The 18,380-nt window shown below is 30.3% G+C and carries 12 protein-coding genes; 4 read left to right on the top strand and 8 right to left on the bottom strand.

The features are described 5' to 3' along the window. Window positions 1–166 precede the first annotated feature (166 nt). The 8 genes from ABJG40_RS02965 to ABJG40_RS02930 all read right to left on the bottom strand — a co-directional run bounded on the left by ABJG40_RS02965 (window position 167) and on the right by ABJG40_RS02930 (window position 11,579). On the bottom strand, window positions 167–1,759 hold the full coding sequence (locus tag ABJG40_RS02965; RefSeq protein ID WP_348023094.1) for an NADP-dependent glyceraldehyde-3-phosphate dehydrogenase: 1,593 nt from the start codon (window positions 1,757–1,759) through the stop codon (window positions 167–169). 172 nt (window positions 1,760–1,931) lie between these two features. Continuing rightward, complete coding sequence (ilvA, locus tag ABJG40_RS02960; RefSeq protein WP_348023093.1) at window positions 1,932–3,194, bottom strand: threonine ammonia-lyase IlvA; 1,263 nt, start codon at window positions 3,192–3,194, stop codon at window positions 1,932–1,934. A 77-nt stretch (window positions 3,195–3,271) separates the two neighbouring features. Further along, entirely contained in the window at window positions 3,272–4,747 is a 1,476-nt protein-coding gene (ilvC, locus tag ABJG40_RS02955) for a ketol-acid reductoisomerase (protein ID WP_348023092.1), read from the bottom strand. A gap of 11 nt (window positions 4,748–4,758) precedes the next feature. Further along, a complete protein-coding gene (ilvN, locus tag ABJG40_RS02950; RefSeq protein ID WP_348023091.1) occupies window positions 4,759–5,289 on the bottom strand; it encodes an acetolactate synthase small subunit in 531 nt (176 codons plus the stop codon). A 2-nt stretch (window positions 5,290–5,291) separates the two neighbouring features. Then, on the bottom strand, window positions 5,292–7,025 hold the full coding sequence (ilvB, locus tag ABJG40_RS02945) for a biosynthetic-type acetolactate synthase large subunit (RefSeq protein ID WP_348023090.1): 1,734 nt from the start codon (window positions 7,023–7,025) through the stop codon (window positions 5,292–5,294). Window positions 7,026–7,037: 12 nt separating this feature from the next. Beyond that, entirely contained in the window at window positions 7,038–8,714 is a 1,677-nt protein-coding gene (gene ilvD, locus ABJG40_RS02940) for a dihydroxy-acid dehydratase (protein WP_348023089.1), read from the bottom strand. Between the two features lie 460 nt (window positions 8,715–9,174). Further along, on the bottom strand, window positions 9,175–10,296 hold the full coding sequence (gene leuB / locus ABJG40_RS02935) for a 3-isopropylmalate dehydrogenase (protein WP_348023088.1): 1,122 nt from the start codon (window positions 10,294–10,296) through the stop codon (window positions 9,175–9,177). Between the two features lie 107 nt (window positions 10,297–10,403). Beyond that, the gene (locus ABJG40_RS02930; RefSeq protein WP_348023087.1) at window positions 10,404–11,579 is read right to left on the bottom strand and encodes a 2-isopropylmalate synthase; all 1,176 of its coding nucleotides are present in this window, start codon (window positions 11,577–11,579) and stop codon (window positions 10,404–10,406) included. A 131-nt stretch (window positions 11,580–11,710) separates the two neighbouring features. Here ABJG40_RS02930 and ABJG40_RS02925 point away from each other — a divergent pair, with 131 nt between their 5' ends. From ABJG40_RS02925 to thrC, 4 genes are all read left to right on the top strand, one after another. Next, the gene (locus tag ABJG40_RS02925; RefSeq protein ID WP_348023086.1) at window positions 11,711–13,270 is read left to right on the top strand and encodes a hypothetical protein; all 1,560 of its coding nucleotides are present in this window, start codon (window positions 11,711–11,713) and stop codon (window positions 13,268–13,270) included. 318 nt (window positions 13,271–13,588) lie between these two features. Next, complete coding sequence (thrA, locus tag ABJG40_RS02920; RefSeq protein ID WP_348023085.1) at window positions 13,589–16,027, top strand: bifunctional aspartate kinase/homoserine dehydrogenase I; 2,439 nt, start codon at window positions 13,589–13,591, stop codon at window positions 16,025–16,027. Between the two features lie 5 nt (window positions 16,028–16,032). Continuing rightward, a complete protein-coding gene (locus ABJG40_RS02915) occupies window positions 16,033–16,956 on the top strand; it encodes a homoserine kinase (RefSeq protein ID WP_348023084.1) in 924 nt (307 codons plus the stop codon). Between the two features lie 90 nt (window positions 16,957–17,046). Continuing rightward, window positions 17,047–18,336, top strand: a complete 1,290-nt coding sequence (gene thrC, locus ABJG40_RS02910) for a threonine synthase (RefSeq protein WP_348023083.1) — start codon at window positions 17,047–17,049, stop codon at window positions 18,334–18,336. Window positions 18,337–18,380 lie beyond the last annotated feature (44 nt).

Genomic DNA, 18,380 nt, shown 5'->3' with positions numbered 1-18,380 from the left:
CATGGTAGAAGTGGTTTAGCTCATTTATTTACAGGTAGCGTTACTAAAAATCTTTCTAAAAACGCATTAAAACCAATGATGACAATTAAAGTTTAATTTGAATAATTAATAATATAAAAACCTCCTTTAAAAAGGAGGTTTATGTGTAAAAAAAATAAATTTTCTTTTATAAAAGATAATCTGTACTAATAAAATTAGAAGCTTTTTTATCTAATAATTCTTCTAAAATAGCATTATTATAAGCAGTGTCTTTTGATGCCACAAAAGTTCTAATAGAAAAAGAACGTAAAGCATCATGTACACTTAAAGTAGCTACTGCAGAATCTTTTCTTCCTGTAAACGGATATACATCTGGTCCACGTTGAGCTGCACTATTTAAATTTACCCTACAAACTAAATTAACTAAAGTATCTATTAAAGGTGCTAAGGTTTTTATTTCACTACCAAATACACTCACTTGTTGGCCATAATTAGATTCTGCCATATCATCTAAAGGTTCTTGGATGTTTTTAAACGAAACTATTGGTGTTACTGGTCCAAATTGTTCTTCCTGAAACACTCTCATGTCTTTAGAAACAGGATATAAAACTGCAGGAAAAATATAGTTTTCTGTAATATTTCCTCCTTTTTTATTTATAATTTTTGCACCTTTAGAAGCAGCATCATCAATTAATTCTTGAATATATGCAGGTTTTCCTGGTTCTGGAAGCGGTGTTAATTTCACATCTTTTTCCCATGGATTTCCAAACTTTAATGCATCAATTCTTTCTGCAAATCGTTTGTTAAATTTATCTACAATATGTTCATGTACATACAATATTTTTAAAGCAGTACAACGTTGCCCGTTAAAAGAAGTAGCTCCAGAGATACATTCATCTATTGCTAAATCTAAATCTGCATCTGGCAATACAATTCCAGGATTTTTTGCCTCTAAACCTAATACTAAACGTAATCTATTTTTAAAAGGATGATTTGCCTGAATAGCATTTGCAGATTTACTATTACCAATTAATGCTAACACATCTACCTTACCTGTTTTCATAATAGGAGTTGCCAAAACTCTACCTCTACCATAAATTACATTAACTACACCTTCTGGAAAACTATTTTGAAACGCTTCCATTAATGGAGATAATAATAAAACTCCATGTTTTGCTGGTTTAAAAACTGCTGTATTCCCCATAATTAAAGCAGGAATCAATAATGCAAATGTTTCATTTAAAGGATAGTTATATGGTCCTAAACACAAAACAACACCTAAAGGTCCACGTCTAATATGCGCATGAACTCCACTATTTTTTTCAAACTTAGCAGAATCTCTATCCATTTGTTTGTAATCTTCAATAGTGTCGTATATATACTCTACAGTTCTGTCGAATTCTTTTTCAGAATCTAGTAAAGATTTTCCAATTTCCCACATTAACAGTTTTACAACCTCATCTCGTTTGGTTTTCATTTGCTCTGCAAACTCTTCCATACATTCAATTCTATCAACAACTCTCATTGTTGGCCACAAACCTTGACCTTTATCATAAGCCCTATATGCAGAATTTAAAGCAGCTAAAGCTTCTTTTTCTCCTAAATTTGGCACGGTCCCCAATAAAGTTGGTTTGTATTCTTTTGTTGATGAAATTGTAGAATAAACCTCTGCAACATCACCTTTCCATTCTTTCAACTCTCCACCAATTAAATATGTTTTTTGATGTAAAAGTGTTTTAATTTTATATACTTCTGGAATTTCTGTAAATTGTTTTTTCATAAATTATAGTATAGTATTAGACACTAAAACTAGTATGTAATATTTATTTATTTTTAAATATTAGTAAGTTCAAATTAACAAAATTTAAGACTATTATATCTAATTTTTAAAATCTAATCACGAAAAGGATTTCGAAATTTTTATTCTTTTAACTTAAAAAAAAGATAGATTATTAGACTAAAAATTGAAATAAATCTTGCTTATCATTTAAGTAGTCGCCAAAGAAATTACTTTCTTTCATTCTTTTGATAAGTGGTTCTAAATCTTGAGAAGATTTTAGTTCTAAACCAACAACTGCAGAACCATTTGCTCTATTATTCTTTTTTGTGTATTCAAAATGAGTAATATCGTCATTTGGCCCTAAAATTTCAGCTACAAACTCTTTTAATGCTCCTGCTCTTTGAGGAAATTTAATAATAAAATAATGTTTTAAATCTGCATACATTAATGCACGTTCTTTTATTTCTTCTGTTCTAGTAATGTCATTATTACTTCCACTAATTAAACAAACTACATTTTTTTCTTTAATTTCATCTGCAAAAAAATCTAGCACAGCAACACTTAAAGCTCCAGCAGGTTCAACTACAATTGCATCTTTATTATATAAATCTAAAATTGTTTGGCAAATTTTACCTTCTGGAACAGAAACAATTTTTGATAAATTTTGTTTACATATATTAAAATTTAAATCACCCACTTTTTTAACTGCTGCCCCATCTACAAATGCGTCAATTTTTTTTAAAAGTGTATTTTTATTATTTTTAAATGATACCTGCATTGAAGGCGCCCCTTCTGGTTCTACACCAATAATTTTTGTTTCTGGTGATAAGTATTTAAAAACGGATGATAAACCAGATGATAAACCTCCACCTCCTATAGGAACAAAAACATAATCTATTTTTTCTTTTGTTTGATTTAGAATTTCTAAACCTACAGTTGCTTGCCCCTCTATTACTTTTTCATCATCAAAAGGATGAATAAATGTTTTATTTTTTGAAGCGCATTCTAATTTGGCAGCATCTGAAGCATCATCAAAAGTATCTCCACCAATGACCACTTTAATAAAATCTTCTCCAAACATTTTTACTTGACTAATTTTTTGATTTGGTGTTGGAGATGGCATAAAAATAGTTCCTTTAACTTGTAATAACTTACAAGACAAAGCTACACCTTGTGCATGATTACCTGCACTTGCACAGACAACTCCTCTTTGCTTTTCATCATTACTTAAAAAAGACATTTTATTATAGGCTCCTCTTATTTTATAAGAACGAACAACTTGTAAATCTTCTCTTTTAAATAAAATATTTGCTTTAAACTGTTTAGAAAGATTTATATTTTTACTTAATGGAGTCTCTATTGCAACTCCCTCTAAGTTTTTAGCAGCTTCTTTTACGCTTTTTAAGCTTGGAAAATAAATTGGTTCTGTTTGCATTAATCAAATGTAAAAAGAAAACCTGTCAGATTTAACATCTGACAGGTTTTTTTATAAAATTTAAAAAACTTACTTTTTTATGCAGTTTTTACAACTTTCATTGCTGTCATAGAAGCTCTTAATTTTGCGCCTACAATTTCTACTGGGTGATTTCTAATAATAGCGTTAATTCTAATTAATTCCTGATTATCAACTCCATTATCTGAACTGAATGGTTTACCAATAATATCAGTTTTTACATTCTTCATGAAATCTGTTAATAAAGGTTTACAAGCATGATCGAATAAATAACAACCATATTCTGCAGTATCAGAAATTACACGGTTCATTTCTGCTAACTTCATTCTTGCAATTGTATTTGCAATTAATGGTGTTTCATGTAAAGACTCATAGTAAGCAGAGGCATCTATAATTCCAGACTCTGTCATAGCTTCAAAAGCTAATTCTACACCTGCTCTTACAAAAGCAACTAATAAAGTTCCGTGATCAAAATATTCTTGTTCTGGAATTTCTTGATCTGTAATTACTTGTTTTTCGAAAGCAGTTTCTCCTGTAGCTGCTCTCCAAGTTAATAAGTTCTTATCATCATTAGCCCAATCTTCCATCATTGTTTTTGAAAAATGACCTGTCATAATATCATCCATATGTTTTTGAAACAATGGACGCATAATATCTTTTAATTCTTCAGAAAGTCTAAAAGCTTCAACTTTTGCAGGATTAGATAAACGATCCATCATATTCGTAATACCTCCATGCTTTAAAGCTTCTGTTACAGTTTCCCAACCGTATTGAATTAATTTACCAGCATATCCTGGTTCAATTCCTTCTTCTACCATTTTATCAAAAGATAAAATTGCTCCTGTTTGCAACAAACCACATAAAATAGTTTGCTCTCCCATTAAATCAGACTTTACTTCTGCAACAAACGAAGATTCTAAAACACCTGCTCTATGACCACCTGTTGCAACTGCATATGCTTTTGCTTGTGCCCATCCTTTTCCTTGTGGATCATTTTCTGGGTGAACTGCCGTTAAAGTTGGTACTCCAAACCCTCTTTTATATTCTTCTCTAACTTCAGATCCTGGAGACTTAGGAGCTACCATGATTACCGTTAAATCTTCACGAACCTGCATACCTTCTTCTACAATATTAAAACCATGAGAATAAGATAATGTAGCACCTTTTTTCATTAAAGGCATTACTGCATTTACAACATTTGTATGTTGCTTATCTGGAGTTAAATTAATAACTAAATCTGCAGTTGGTAATAACTCTTCATAAGTTCCAACAGTAAACCCGTTAGATGAAGCATTAATAAAAGATTGTCTTTTTTGTTCTATAGCAGCTTTTCTTAACGTATAAGAAATATCTAAACCAGAATCTCTCATATTTAAACCTTGGTTTAAACCTTGGGCTCCACAACCTACAATAACAATTTTCTTTCCTTTTAATGCTTCTACACCGTCTTGAAATTCTGAAGCGTCCATAAAACGACATTTTCCTAATTGCTCTAATTTTTCTCTTAATGTTAATGTGTTAAAATAATTTGACATTTTTATGTTATTTAGTTGTTGTATGTTTCTAATAATGTTGATATTTTCATTTCTTCTTTAGTAACTGCAATTAAACCAGAACGAGTATATTGCATAATACCAAATACGCTTAACTGATTGTATAATGCTACTATTTCTTCTTTTTTTCCAGATTTTTCGAGCACAAAAAAATCTTTATTCACAGTTACAATTCTAGCATTACTTTCTTTAATTATATTTTGAATTTGACGTTCTTCAAACAGTAATTCTGATTTAATTTTAAACAAACCAGAAATTTGATAGATGATATTATCTAAATCATGATAGTAAGCCTTTATTACCTCTACTTGCTTTTCTATTTGACCGATAATTTTCTTTACATTTTCCTCAGCCATATTTACAACAATTGTAAACTTAGCAACACCTTCAATTTCTGATGGAGAAATATTTAAACTCTCTATATTAATGTGTCTTCTTTGAAATATTGCTGAAATTCTATTCAACAATCCAACATTATTCTCAGTATAAACTGATATGGTAAATAATTGTTTTTCTATATTCATAATTATTCTAATCTTATATCTGAAACACTTGCTCCTGTAGGAATCATAGGAAATACATTATCTTCCTTTTCTACACAAACTTCTAAAAAATAAGCTTCTTTACTTTCCATCATTTCTTTAACAGCATCTGCTAAATCTTCTCGTTTGGTAACTTTTCTTGCTTTTATATAATACCCTTCTGCAATGGCAACAAAATTTGGATTTACCATTTCTGTAGAAGCATAACGTTTATCAAAAAACAATTGTTGCCATTGACGTACCATTCCTAAGAAATCATTATTTAAAACCACTACTTTTACAGCTGCTTTTTGCTGAAAAATAGTACCTAGTTCTTGAATTGTCATTTGGTAACCTCCATCTCCAGAAATAGAAACTACTTCACGATCTGGCGCAGCCATTTTTGCTCCAATTGCTGCTGGTAAACCAAAGCCCATCGTACCCAAACCACCAGAAGTAATATTACTTTTCGTTTTATTAAACTCGGCATATCTACAAGCAATCATTTGATGTTGACCTACATCTGAAACTATTGCAGCATTTCCTTTACTTTGTATATTAATCTGATTTAAAACTTCACCCATTGTTAAACCTTCTTTGGTTGGATGTATATCGTCTTTTATTACTTTATCATATTCAATAGCATATAAATCTTTAAATTTCTGATGCCATTCAGTATGAGAGTTTTCATTTATTAGAGGAAGAATTGCTTCTAAACTAGCTTTTGCATCGCCTAAAACTGCAACATCTGTTTTAACATTTTTATCTATTTCTGCAGGATCTATTTCAAAATGAATTATTTTTGCTTGTTTTGCATACGTAGATAAACTCCCGGTAACTCTATCGTCAAAACGCATTCCAATTGCAATTAAAACATCACATTCATTGGTTAAAACATTTGGTGCATAATTACCGTGCATACCAACCATACCGACATTTAATGAATGTTTAGTAGGAATTGCAGAAGCTCCTAAAATTGTCCAAGCAGAAGGAATTCCTGCTTTTTCAATCACTGCTTTAAATGCTTCTTCAGCTTCACTTAAAATTACACCCTGACCCCAAACCACTAATGGTTTTTTTGCTTCATTTATTAATTTTGCTGCCGCTTCAACAGATGTAATATCTGTTTCAGGAACAGGAACATAACTTCTTACTTCTGTACACTTTTCATACGAAAAATCAAATTTTTCTATTTGTGCATCTTTCGTAATATCAATTAAAACAGGTCCTGGTCTTCCACTTTTGGCAATGTAAAATGCTTTTGCAATTGCTTCTGGAATATCTTTTGCTTTAGTAACTTGAGAGTTCCATTTTGTAACTGGTGTAGAAATACCAACAATATCTGTTTCTTGAAAAGCATCACTACCTAATAGATGAGAAAAAACCTGACCAGTTATACAAACCATTGGTGTAGAATCTATCTGTGCATCTGCAATACCTGTAATTAAGTTCGTAGCTCCAGGCCCTGAAGTTGCCATTGCAACCCCAACATCTCCAGAAATACGTGCATACCCTTGAGCAGAATGTGTTGCTCCTTGCTCATGACGTGTTAGTACATGATGAATTTTATCTTGATATTTATACAACTCATCATAGACAGGCATAATTGCCCCTCCAGGATAACCGTATAAAATCTTAACTCCTTCTTCTATAAGGCATCTAACAATTGCCTCACTACCAGAAATACGTTCTGTAGTTTTGATAGATTTTTTTTTATTTTTTATGGTTTGTGTTTCCATATTTATATATTATTAAGCATCAGTTATACATCCTTTAGATGCAGATGCTACTGATTTTGCGTATTTGTATAAGATTCCTTTTTTATGCTTTAATGCTGGTGCAACCCATTTAGATTTTCTTTCTGCTAATTCTTCATCAGAAATTAAAACATTTATTGAATTGTCTTCTGCACTAATTCTAATTTTGTCTCCCGTTTCTAATAAACCAATTGCACCACCAGATTGTGCCTCTGGTGTAATATGTCCGACCACAAAACCATGAGTTCCTCCAGAAAAACGTCCATCGGTAATTAAAGCTACAGATTTACCTAAACCTGCACCCATAATTAATGAAGTGGGTTTTAACATTTCTGGCATTCCTGGTCCTCCTTTAGGTCCAACATACCTAATGACGACTACATCTCCTCTTTCTACTTCTCCATTTGAAATACCTGTATTTGCTGCTTGCTCACCATCGTAAACCACTGCTTTTCCTTCGAACAACAAACCTTCGTTTCCAGAAATTTTTGCTACAGCACCTTCTGTTGCAAGGTTTCCGTAAATTATTTGAATATTTCCTGATGATTTTAATGCTTTATCTTTTGGATAAATTACATCTTGATCTTCAAATTCCATTGCTTCTACATTTGCAAGATTTTCTGCTAATGTTTTTCCTGTAACAGTCATACAATCTCCATGTAAATATCCATTTTCTAATAAATATTTCATAATTGCAGGTGTACCTCCAACTCCATGAACATCTTCCATTAAGTATTTACCAGAAGGTTTTAAATCTGCAATTAATGGAGTTCTGTCTGAAACTTTTTGAAAATCTTCTAATGTAAACTCTATATCTGCAGCGTGTGCAATTGCTAAAAAGTGCAATACTGCATTTGTAGAACCTCCTAAAGCATTTACCAATGCAATAGCATTTTCTAAAGATTTTTTAGAAATGATATCTAAAGGTTTTAAATCTAATTCTAATAAATTTTTAATAGCCAAAGCTGTTCTTTCTGCTTCTGATAGTTTATTTGGATTTTCTGCCGGTATTGATGAGTTATATGGCAATGCAAAACCCATACATTCTATGGCAGATGCCATTGTATTTGCAGTATACATTCCTCCACAAGCTCCTGCTCCTGGAATTGCTCTTTTTATAATTTCTCTATATTCGTCCTCTTCAATTTCTCCTGCTACTTTTTGCCCTAAAGCTTCGAAAGCTGAAACTATATTTAGTTTTTTTCCTTTATAATTTCCTGATGCAATTGTACCACCATACATCATAATAGATGGTCTATTTAAACGCAACATTGCTATAACTGCTCCTGGCATGTTTTTATCGCAACCAACTACAGAAACTAATGCATCATAACTTTGAGCATTCATAACTGTTTCTATAGAATCTGCAATAATATCTCTAGATGCTAATGAGTAGTTCATGCCAGAAGTTCCCATAGATATACCATCTGAAACTCCAATTGTATTAAACCCTAAACCGACTAAACCTGCAATTTTACTTTCTATTTTGACTTCTGCGGCCAAATTATTTAAATGCATATTACAAGGGTTACCATCATAACCAGTACTTGCAATACCAACTTGAGCTTTGCTCATATCTTCGTCAGTTAAACCTACTGCATATAACATTGCTTGTGATGCTGGCTGAGATTCATCTTGTGTTAATCTGCTACTGTGTTTATTTAGTTTCATCTACTATTTTGTTCAATTTGTTGACTAAATTACTATGTTTCTCTGTTTTTATTGAATATAATTAAATACTATTCTTTAAATTCAGGTCTTAATAAAACTACCTAATTTGCTGTTTTTTAAATATTTAACTGTTTTTAATTATGACATTCAATTACTAAAATAAATTGATAAAAAAAACCTTCCATTTTTACAGGAAGGTTCTATTTAAAAAATATTGTAAACATCACCTCCTTATCATACCGTAATTATTACGTTGATTATGACAATAGAAATTATATTTACAATTTGTTTTTTCATGATTCAAATATTGCAATTTTTTATTTAATTACACAAATAATTTTTTTTATTAAATAAAATGGCAAACAAGTTTAGCCCAGATTGAATGGTTTGTTTGAGCTCTTTTTTGCTTTTTGGAGCAAAAAAAGCGAGTAATGAAAGCTGGAGATTGCTGCTAAAAAAGTTAAATTATTGTACTTTGACCCATATGAATATTTTTAAAATTCATACTACTATCATCTTGATTTACAATATAATCTGCAATAAAATCTCCTACTTTTGAAGTAGACGCTGCATATTGGTTCTTGCCTTTTAAATCTTGTGTTGTTAAACCTAAATCTAATGATTTTTCTACTGCTCTTTGAATTACATCTGCTTCATCTAATAAACCTAAATGTTCTAATAGCATTGCTGCTGATAATATGGATGCTAATGGATTTGCAATATCTTTTCCTGCTGCTTGGGGGTATGAACCATGAATAGGCTCAAACATTGCATTTTTCTCTCCTATTGAGCTTGAAGCTAATACACCTATTGAACCACCAATTGCACAAGCTACATCTGACATTACGTCTCCAAAAAGGTTTTCTGACAAGATAACATCAAACTGTTTAGGATCTAAGACAATTTGCATTGCTGCATTGTCTATTAACATAAAATCTAAGGTTACATCTTTATATTGCTTTGCAATTTCGATAACCGTTTTTCTCCATAAACGAGACGTTTCTAAAACATTTGCTTTATCTACTAAAGTTAATTTTTTCTTTCTGTTTTGTGCTGTTTGAAATGCAAGGTGTGTTACTCTAGAAATTTCGTCTATTGTATAAATACTACTGTCGTATGCAGATTTACCGTCTTTACTTAATTCTTTTTTTCCGAAATAGATTCCGCCAGTTAATTCTCTAAAAATAGCTATATCTGTTCCTTTTATAATTTCTTTTTTTAGTGGAGAATTTTTTAAAAGTTTAGGATATGCTTTTACAGGTCTTACATTACAGAATAAGTCTAATTCTTTTCTTAAACGCAATAGACCTTGTTCTGGTCTTATTCTTAAGCTAGGATCATTATCATACTTAACGTCTCCAATTGCTCCAAATAAAATTGCGTCTGCCTTCTTACAAATTTCTATGGTTTCTTGTGGCAATGGATCTCCTGTTTGATCTATAGCGCAAGCTCCCATTTTTGCTTCTTTAAACAAAAAAATATGATCATATACTTCTGCAACAGCTTCTAGCGCTTTTTTTGCTTGAGTAGTTACTTCTGGTCCTATACCATCTCCAGGAATTACCGCAATTGTATACTTCATTTTACTATAATCTAAAAATTAATCTGTTATCAAAGGCAGTTGATTCCTTTAAATAGTTGGCTTAAAATTCACAACTACCTCTGAAGACAAAGTTAACTTTAAATATTTTAACTTGTGGCTATTTTTGATGTTTTACTCACTTCTTTCATAATATTGTGAATATCTTCATCTTTAACCTCTTTTTGCTTATCTGCAGTTTCTAAGAAAGCTACATAAGCTACATCTAATTGTATTTTTGTAAGCTCGTAACCAATCTTTTTTGCTCTATACGCCAAAGCTGCTCTACCACTTCTAGCTGTTAATACAATGGCACTTTCTGTAACACCTACATCTTCAGGATCCATAATTTCGTATGTTTCTCTATTTTTTATTACTCCATCTTGATGAATTCCTGAACTATGAGCAAAAGCATTTGCTCCTACAATTGCTTTGTTTGGCTGCACAGGCATTCCCATACTTTCACGAACCATAATACTAGTATCATACAATAGTTTTGTATTGATACTTGTTTCTAAATTTAAATATGGATGTTGTTTTAAAACCATTACAACTTCTTCTAAAGCTGTGTTTCCTGCTCTTTCTCCTATTCCATTAATGGTACATTCTATTTGACGAGCTCCATTAATAACACCTGCAATTGAATTTGCTGTTGCCATACCTAGATCGTTATGACAGTGACAAGAAAGGGTAACATTATCTATACCTTTTACGTTTTCGCGTAAATATTTCATTTTTGCACCATATTCTTCTGGCAAACAATACCCAGTTGTGTCAGGAATATTTAAAACTGTTGCACCAGCTTTAATTACTTCTTCACAAACTCTGGCTAAATATTCATTGTCTGTTCTACCTGCATCTTCTGCATAAAACTCTACATCTTCTACAAACGATTTTGCATAAGAAACTGCTTTTACAGCTCTTTCTATTACTGCTTCTCTAGATGAATTAAATTTAAATTGAATATGAGAATCACTAGTACCAATACCAGTATGAATTCTTGGGTGTTTTGCAAATTTAAGAGCCTCTGCAGCTACTTTTATATCATTTTCTACAGCTCTAGTTAAACCACATACAGTAGCGTTTTTAACAATTTTAGAAATTTGTGTTACTGAATTAAAATCACCTGGGCTAGAAACCGGAAAACCAGCTTCAATTACATTTACCCCCAATAAATCTAACCTTTCAGCAATTACTAGTTTCTGTACTGTATCTAACTTACAACCAGGAACTTGCTCTCCATCTCTTAATGTTGTGTCAAAAATTTGAACTTTATTATCTTGCATAATTTCTGTTAAGATTATCTTATTTAATCTCAAATGTATATATTGGACTTAAAATAAATAGTTATTTTTACCAAACAGTACGATTCCTAATATCATTTACAAAAACATAAATATCTAACTATCAGTTTTTTATGAGTAAAAGTGTTACATCAGCCAATCAACAAAATGATGCTCTTTTTGTTTTAATTAAGTCTTTAACTAAATCAGAAAAGAGACAATTTAATTTATATGTAGGTAGATTAGGAGGAAACATTGATGCTAAGTTTTTTTCTTTATTTAAATTTTTAGAAAAACTAAAAGTTTATGATGAAAAAGTAATTATTGGAAGTGGTATAGTTTCTAAACAACAACTCTCAAACTTAAAAGCACACCTATACAAACAAATTTTAATTAGTTTACGATTGAATCCTGCACATAAAAATGTTAGAATTCAAATAAGAGAACAATTAGATTTTGCAACTGTTTTATATCAAAAAGGATTATATAAACAAAGTTTAAAATTATTAGAAAAAGCCAAAAATATGGCTTTAGATAATGAAGAAAAAAACATTGCTTACGAAATTGTTGAACTAGAAAAAGTAATTGAAACTCAATATATAACGAGAAGTCTAAGCACAAGAGCAAACCAACTTTCTATTCAAGCAAAAGAATTAAGTCAAGACAATGTAATTGCTAGCAAACTTTCTAACTTATCTCTTCAATTATATAGCCACTTAATACAAAATGGTTATGTAAAAAATATTGAAGAACTAAAATTTGTTGATAAATATTTTAATGACAGAATGCCTAAATACGACTATAAAACTCTTGGGTTTAGAGAAAAATTGTGGTTATTTAAAGCGCATTTATGGCACAGTTTTTTAGTGCAAGATTTTTTGTTAAGCTATAAATATGCTAAAAAATGTGTAGATTTATTCGATAACCAAAAATTAATAAACCTGCATCCAGTATTTTATTTAAAATCTAAAAACTATTTACTAGAAGCTTCCTTTTTAGTAAAAAAAGTTTCTACTTTTAAAAAAGAACTCATATTTTTTGAAGAAGAAATTGAGAATAAAGAAATACCAATGAATACAAATACAGAATTATTAATATTCTTGTACTACTATTCTAATAAATTGCATTTACATTTCTTAGAAGGTTCTTTCGAAAAAGGAGAATATTTAGTTGATATAATTAACACAAAAATTGATCAATATAAAAACAGATTAGACAACCATTATATAGTATTACTTTACTACAAAATTGCTTGTTTATATTTTGGAATGGGCAAAAACAGATTATGTATTGTTTATTTACAGAAAATAATTCGCTCTAAAAACATTGGTTCTGCAGAAGACTTACAATGCTTTGCCCGTATTTTAAATTTAATTGCTCATTACGAATGTGGTTTAGATTATGATCTTGAAAGACAGTTTGTAGATACTTATAAATTTTTACTAAAAATGGAAAATTTACAAGAAGTACAGAAGGTTTTTTTAACTTCTATAAGAGATTTGAGCGATGTTTTTCCTCATGAAATTAAGAATGAATTCAAAAAAATTCATGCAAAATTAAAAGTCTTCGAAAACCATCCTTATGAAAAACGAGCCTTCTTATACTTAGATATTTTATCTTGGTTAGAAAGTAAAATTCAAAATAAACCTATTGCTTTAATTATTAAAGAAAAAACAAATCAACTTGCTAAATAGTAAGAATATACTATTTCAATTACACAAATTTTAACAATACTGCATAAATCAGTTAAAATCACGAAATAATTTCTATAGATTGGCTTAGAATTAAATAATACTATTATTTTTGCCTTGTGAATTTATTTAATACACATATTAATTCTTCGAAAACTACAAACGTAGTTTATACTTCTATGCGCACAATTATTCGCACAGCTACAACTATTACCCTTTAGGGGTTCTGCTATATTCATATCACCATAGGTTATATATTGTTTCAATCAACAACGAAACAAAATCAATAAAAAATTAAATTACACAAACTATTCATTAAAAATGAAAGTATTAAAATTTGGCGGTTCATCTGTCGCAAACACAGAAAACATAAAAAAAGTCTTGGCAATTGTTGAGAAAGAGTCTAAAAATCAAAAAATTGCAGTTATAGTTTCTGCTTTTGGAAAAACGACTAACAATCTTTTGGCAGGTGCAAATGAAGCTCTAAAAGATATAAATGTAGCAAAAGAATTTATAGCAAACATTAAAGAATTACACTTTAGTATTATTAATGATTTAGTTATAAAAAACAAAGAAGAAGTTTCTAAAGAAGTATCTTCTTTATTAAATAGATTGGCTTCTATTTATGAAGGGATCTTTTTATTACAAGAGTTATCTGATAAAACTTTAGCAAAAGTTTCTAGTTTTGGAGAAAGACTTTCTTCTTATATTATTGCTAACGCCGCAAAAGAATTATTCGACACTACACATAAAGAAAGTAGAGAATTAATTGTTACAAATAATAATTTCTTAAATGGGCAAGTAAACTTTAAAATTACAAACCAAAACATCATTTCTTTTTTCAATGAAAACAAACATCAAGTTACTTTACTTGGCGGATTTATTTCATCTAATGTTAACGGAGAAACTACAACATTAGGTAGAGGTGGATCTGATTTTTCTGCTTCAATTTATGCTGCTGCATTAGATGCAAAAGAATTACTTATTTTTACAGATGTTAGCGGTATGTTTACAGCAAACCCAAGAGTAGTAAAACAAGCTTTTCCTATTTCAGAAATTTCTTATGAAGAAGCAATGGAATTATCTCATTTTGGAGCAAAAGTATTATACCCACCAACCATACAACCTTCTCTAAGAAAAGAAATTCCTATTAGAATAAAAAACACTTTCGAACCAGAAAATTTTGGAACTTTAATTTCTAACAATCCAAATAATGGAAACGAAGTAAAAGGCATTTCGCACATAGAAGATATTAGCTTAATAACTTTAGAAGGTGGTGGAATGATAGGGATTCCAGGTTTTTCTAAACGTTTGTTTGAAACACTTTCTGTAGCAAAAATAAATGTAATTTTTATTACGCAAGCCTCTTCAGAACATTCTATCTGTGTTGGTGTGTTTGATAATGATGCTGCAAAAGCTAAAGAACTTCTAAATGAAGTTTTTAGCATAGAAATAGACAAGAAAAAAATTAAACCAATAATTATTGAAAGTGATTTAGCAATTATTGCTGTTGTTGGTGAAAGCATGAAAAACTACCAAGGTTTAAGCGGTCAAATGTTTAGCGCTTTAGGTAGAAACAATGTAAATGTTAGAGCAATTGCTCAAGGTTCATCAGAAAAAAATATTTCTGCAGTAATTAATAAATATGATGCAAACAAAGCATTAAACACGTTACATGAGCAGTTTTTTGAAGAAAAAACAAAACAGTTAAACTTATTTGTAACTGGAGTTGGTAATGTAGGAGAACGCTTTTTAGCTCAAATTAATCAACAAAAAGAGTTCTTAAAAACGAACTTAAAACTAAACATTAAAGTTATTGGAATTGCAAATTCTAGAAAAATGCATTTTGATACCAATGGAATCGATTTAGAAAACTGGAAAGAAAGTTTAGAAAACGGAGAGCCAGCTACTTTAAAAAGTTTTCACAATAAAGTAAAAGAAAGCAACTTAATTAATAGTGTTTTTGTAGATAACACTGCAAATCAAGCAGTATCTGAAGTGTATGAATCTTATTTAAGAGAAAGTATTTCTGTGGTTACTTGTAATAAAATTGCATGCGCATCTAACTTCAATAACTACAAAACCTTAAAAGAAGTTTCTAGAAAATACAATGCTTCTTTCTTGTTTGAAACCAATGTTGGTGCTGGTTTACCAATTATAGATACACTTAAAAATTTAATTAATTCTGGAGATAGAGTTCATAAAATTCAAGCCGTTTTATCTGGAAGCTTAAATTTTGTCTTTAATAATTTTAATGAAAAATCTACTTTTCATGATGTTGTAGAAGCCGCACAAAAAGAAGGTTATACAGAACCAGATCCAAAAATTGATTTAAGTGGTGTTGATGTTGCTAGAAAAATTTTAATTCTAGCTAGAGAAAGTGGTTATCAAATGGAATTAGAAGACATTGCTAAAAATGCCTTTTTACCAGAAGAAAGTTTAAATACTGATAATAATGATGACTTTTACACCTCTTTAACAAAGAACGAAGCTCATTTTCAACAAATATTTAAAGACGCAAATGACAAAGATTGTTGTTTAAAATATGTTGCAGAATTTATCGATGGAAAAGCAAATGTTGGTCTACAACACATTCCTTCAGATCATCCTTTTTACAATTTAGAAGGAAGTGATAACATTGTATTATTTTTTACAGACAGATATCCAGAAAACCCATTGTTAATAAAAGGAGCTGGAGCTGGAGCAGATGTTACGGCTTCTGGTATTTTTGCTGATGTAATTAGAATTGCAAATCAATAAAAACTATGGAATATCTTAAAATATTTGCTCCTGCAACTGTTGCCAATGTTTCTTGTGGATTTGACTCATTAGGTTTTGCTGTTGATACTATTGGAGATGAAATGACATTTACAAAAACTACTGAAAAAGGAGTGAAAATTACCAATATTACAGGTGCAAATTTAACTTATGATGTAGATAAAAATGCAGCAAGTGCAGTTGTTAAAAAAATGTTGATTGAAGCAAAAGCAGATTTTGGAATTGAATTAACAATCCATAAAGGATTTTCTCCAGGAAGTGGATTAGGCAGTTCTGCAGCAAGTGCTGGAGGTGCTGCTTTTGGTACGAATCAACTTTTAGGTAATATCTACTCTGAATTAGAATTGACAAAATTTGCAATGTTTGGAGAAGAAGTTGCTTGTGGGACTCCAATTGCTGATAATGTTTCTGCAGCCATATATGGAGGCTTTGTTTTGGTAAGAAGCTATAATCCTCTAGAAATTATAAAACTACCTGTTCCTAAAGAATTACGAGTTGTAGCAATTCATCCACAAATTGAAGTAAAAACAAAAGATGCAAGAGATGTTTTACCAACTGAAATTACTTTAAAAGATGCAGTTACGCAATGGGCAAATGTTGGTGGATTAATTGCTGGTTTATATGCTGATAATTACGAATTAATTAGCAACTCTTTAGTAGATATTATTGTAGAACCTGTTCGTAAAACGTTAATTCCTCATTTTGACGATGTTAAAAATACTGCTTTAAAAGCTGGAGCTTTAGGTGCAGGAATTAGTGGTTCTGGGCCAACCATTTTTGCGCTTTGTAAAGGTGATAAAATTGCAGAAGAAGTTTACAAAAGCATACAAGAAAGTTATAAAAATACAGGTATTGACTTTGAAATGTTTATTTCTAAAGTAAATCCTAATGGAATGAAAATATTAAATTAATCGTCATTACTAAGGTAGAATAACTGAAGTAATCTCTTTTTAAAAAGCAGATTGCTTCGTCAAATAGCAATGACAAACAAATTATTTACAATGAACTATTATAGTTTAAATCATAACTCGCCAATATCAACTTTTAAAAATGCAGTTGTAAACGGAATTGCACCAGACAGAGGTTTGTATTTTCCTGATACAATTACACCATTATCAAAAGAGTTTATAGAAAATATTGACAATTATTCTAATCACGAAATTGCTTTTGAGGTAATAAAACAATTTGTGGGTGATGAAATTCCTACAGATAAATTAAAAGAAATTATTGCAGAAACTGTTTCTTTTGATTTTCCTGTTGTTCCTATTAATGACAATATTGGTTCTTTAGAGTTGTTTCACGGACCAACAATGGCTTTTAAAGATGTTGGTGCAAAGTTTATGGCAAAGTGTTTAGAATACTTTAACCAAGGCAATAAAGAAGAAGTTACTGTTTTAGTTGCAACTTCTGGAGATACTGGTGGTGCTGTTGCTAACGGATTTTTAGGAGCAAAAGGTGTAAATGTTGTTATTTTATATCCTTCAGGAAAAGTAAGTGACATTCAAGAAAAGCAATTAACAACGTTAGGTCAAAATATTACAGCATTAGAAGTAGATGGTGTTTTTGACGATTGCCAAGAAATGGTAAAAACTGCTTTTTTAGATGAAGAAATAACCAAAACATTAACCTCAGCAAATTCTATAAATGTTGCACGTTGGTTACCTCAGATGTTCTATTTTTTCTTTGCCTATAAAGGATTACATAAAAAAAATAAAGACTTAGTATTTTCTGTTCCTAGTGGAAATTTTGGAAATATTTGTGCGGGAATTATGGCACAAAAATTAGGTTTACCAATTAAACACTTTGTAGCTTCTACAAATGTAAATGATACTGTTCCTAATTACTTAATAGATGGAGTTTACAAACCAAAACCATCTAAAGCAACCATTTCAAACGCAATGGATGTTGGTAACCCAAGTAATTTTATCAGAATTCAAGAATTGTTTAATAATGATTTAGATACTTTAAAAAAGGCCTTTTCTTCTTATAGTTTTACAGATAATGAAACTAGAGAAACTATGAAAGAAATCTACAAAAACTCTGGTTATGTTGCAGATCCACATGGTGCAGTTGGCTATTTAGGGTTAAAAAAACACGGACTAAAAGAAAATGAATTTGGTGTTTTTTTAGAAACTGCACATCCAGTAAAATTTTTAGATGTTGTAGAAGAAACTTTGCCTGTAAAAGTTAAAATACCTGAACAAATTAAAAAGGTAATTAATAATACAAAAGTTGCTTACAAAGCTTCTACTTATCAGGATTTAAAAGATTTTTTAATAAAAAAACAATAGATTTAAACATTTATAAAAGTAAAAAGTCCTGATAAAATATATTT

It is taken from the genome of Polaribacter sp., from assembly GCF_039939415.1.
In the GTDB taxonomy this organism is placed as follows: domain Bacteria; phylum Bacteroidota; class Bacteroidia; order Flavobacteriales; family Flavobacteriaceae; genus Polaribacter.
This window is presented reverse-complemented; position numbering and strand designations above follow the sequence as displayed.

What these genes read in the sequence shown, in the direction of transcription:
- leuB (WP_348023088.1), bottom strand. Translation starts at nt 10,296, where the DNA reads ATGAAGTATACAATTGCGGTAATTCCTGGAGATGGTATAGGACCAGAA.
- ilvA (WP_348023093.1), bottom strand. Translation starts at nt 3,194, where the DNA reads ATGCAAACAGAACCAATTTATTTTCCAAGCTTAAAAAGCGTAAAAGAA.
- ABJG40_RS02930 (WP_348023087.1), bottom strand. Translation starts at nt 11,579, where the DNA reads ATGCAAGATAATAAAGTTCAAATTTTTGACACAACATTAAGAGATGGA.
- ABJG40_RS02915 (WP_348023084.1), top strand. Translation starts at nt 16,033, where the DNA reads ATGGAATATCTTAAAATATTTGCTCCTGCAACTGTTGCCAATGTTTCT.
- ilvC (WP_348023092.1), bottom strand. Translation starts at nt 4,747, where the DNA reads ATGTCAAATTATTTTAACACATTAACATTAAGAGAAAAATTAGAGCAA.
- thrC (WP_348023083.1), top strand. Translation starts at nt 17,047, where the DNA reads ATGAACTATTATAGTTTAAATCATAACTCGCCAATATCAACTTTTAAA.
- ABJG40_RS02925 (WP_348023086.1), top strand. Translation starts at nt 11,711, where the DNA reads ATGAGTAAAAGTGTTACATCAGCCAATCAACAAAATGATGCTCTTTTT.
- ilvD (WP_348023089.1), bottom strand. Translation starts at nt 8,714, where the DNA reads ATGAAACTAAATAAACACAGTAGCAGATTAACACAAGATGAATCTCAG.
- ilvN (WP_348023091.1), bottom strand. Translation starts at nt 5,289, where the DNA reads ATGAATATAGAAAAACAATTATTTACCATATCAGTTTATACTGAGAAT.
- ABJG40_RS02965 (WP_348023094.1), bottom strand. Translation starts at nt 1,759, where the DNA reads ATGAAAAAACAATTTACAGAAATTCCAGAAGTATATAAAATTAAAACA.
- thrA (WP_348023085.1), top strand. Translation starts at nt 13,589, where the DNA reads ATGAAAGTATTAAAATTTGGCGGTTCATCTGTCGCAAACACAGAAAAC.
- ilvB (WP_348023090.1), bottom strand. Translation starts at nt 7,025, where the DNA reads ATGGAAACACAAACCATAAAAAATAAAAAAAAATCTATCAAAACTACA.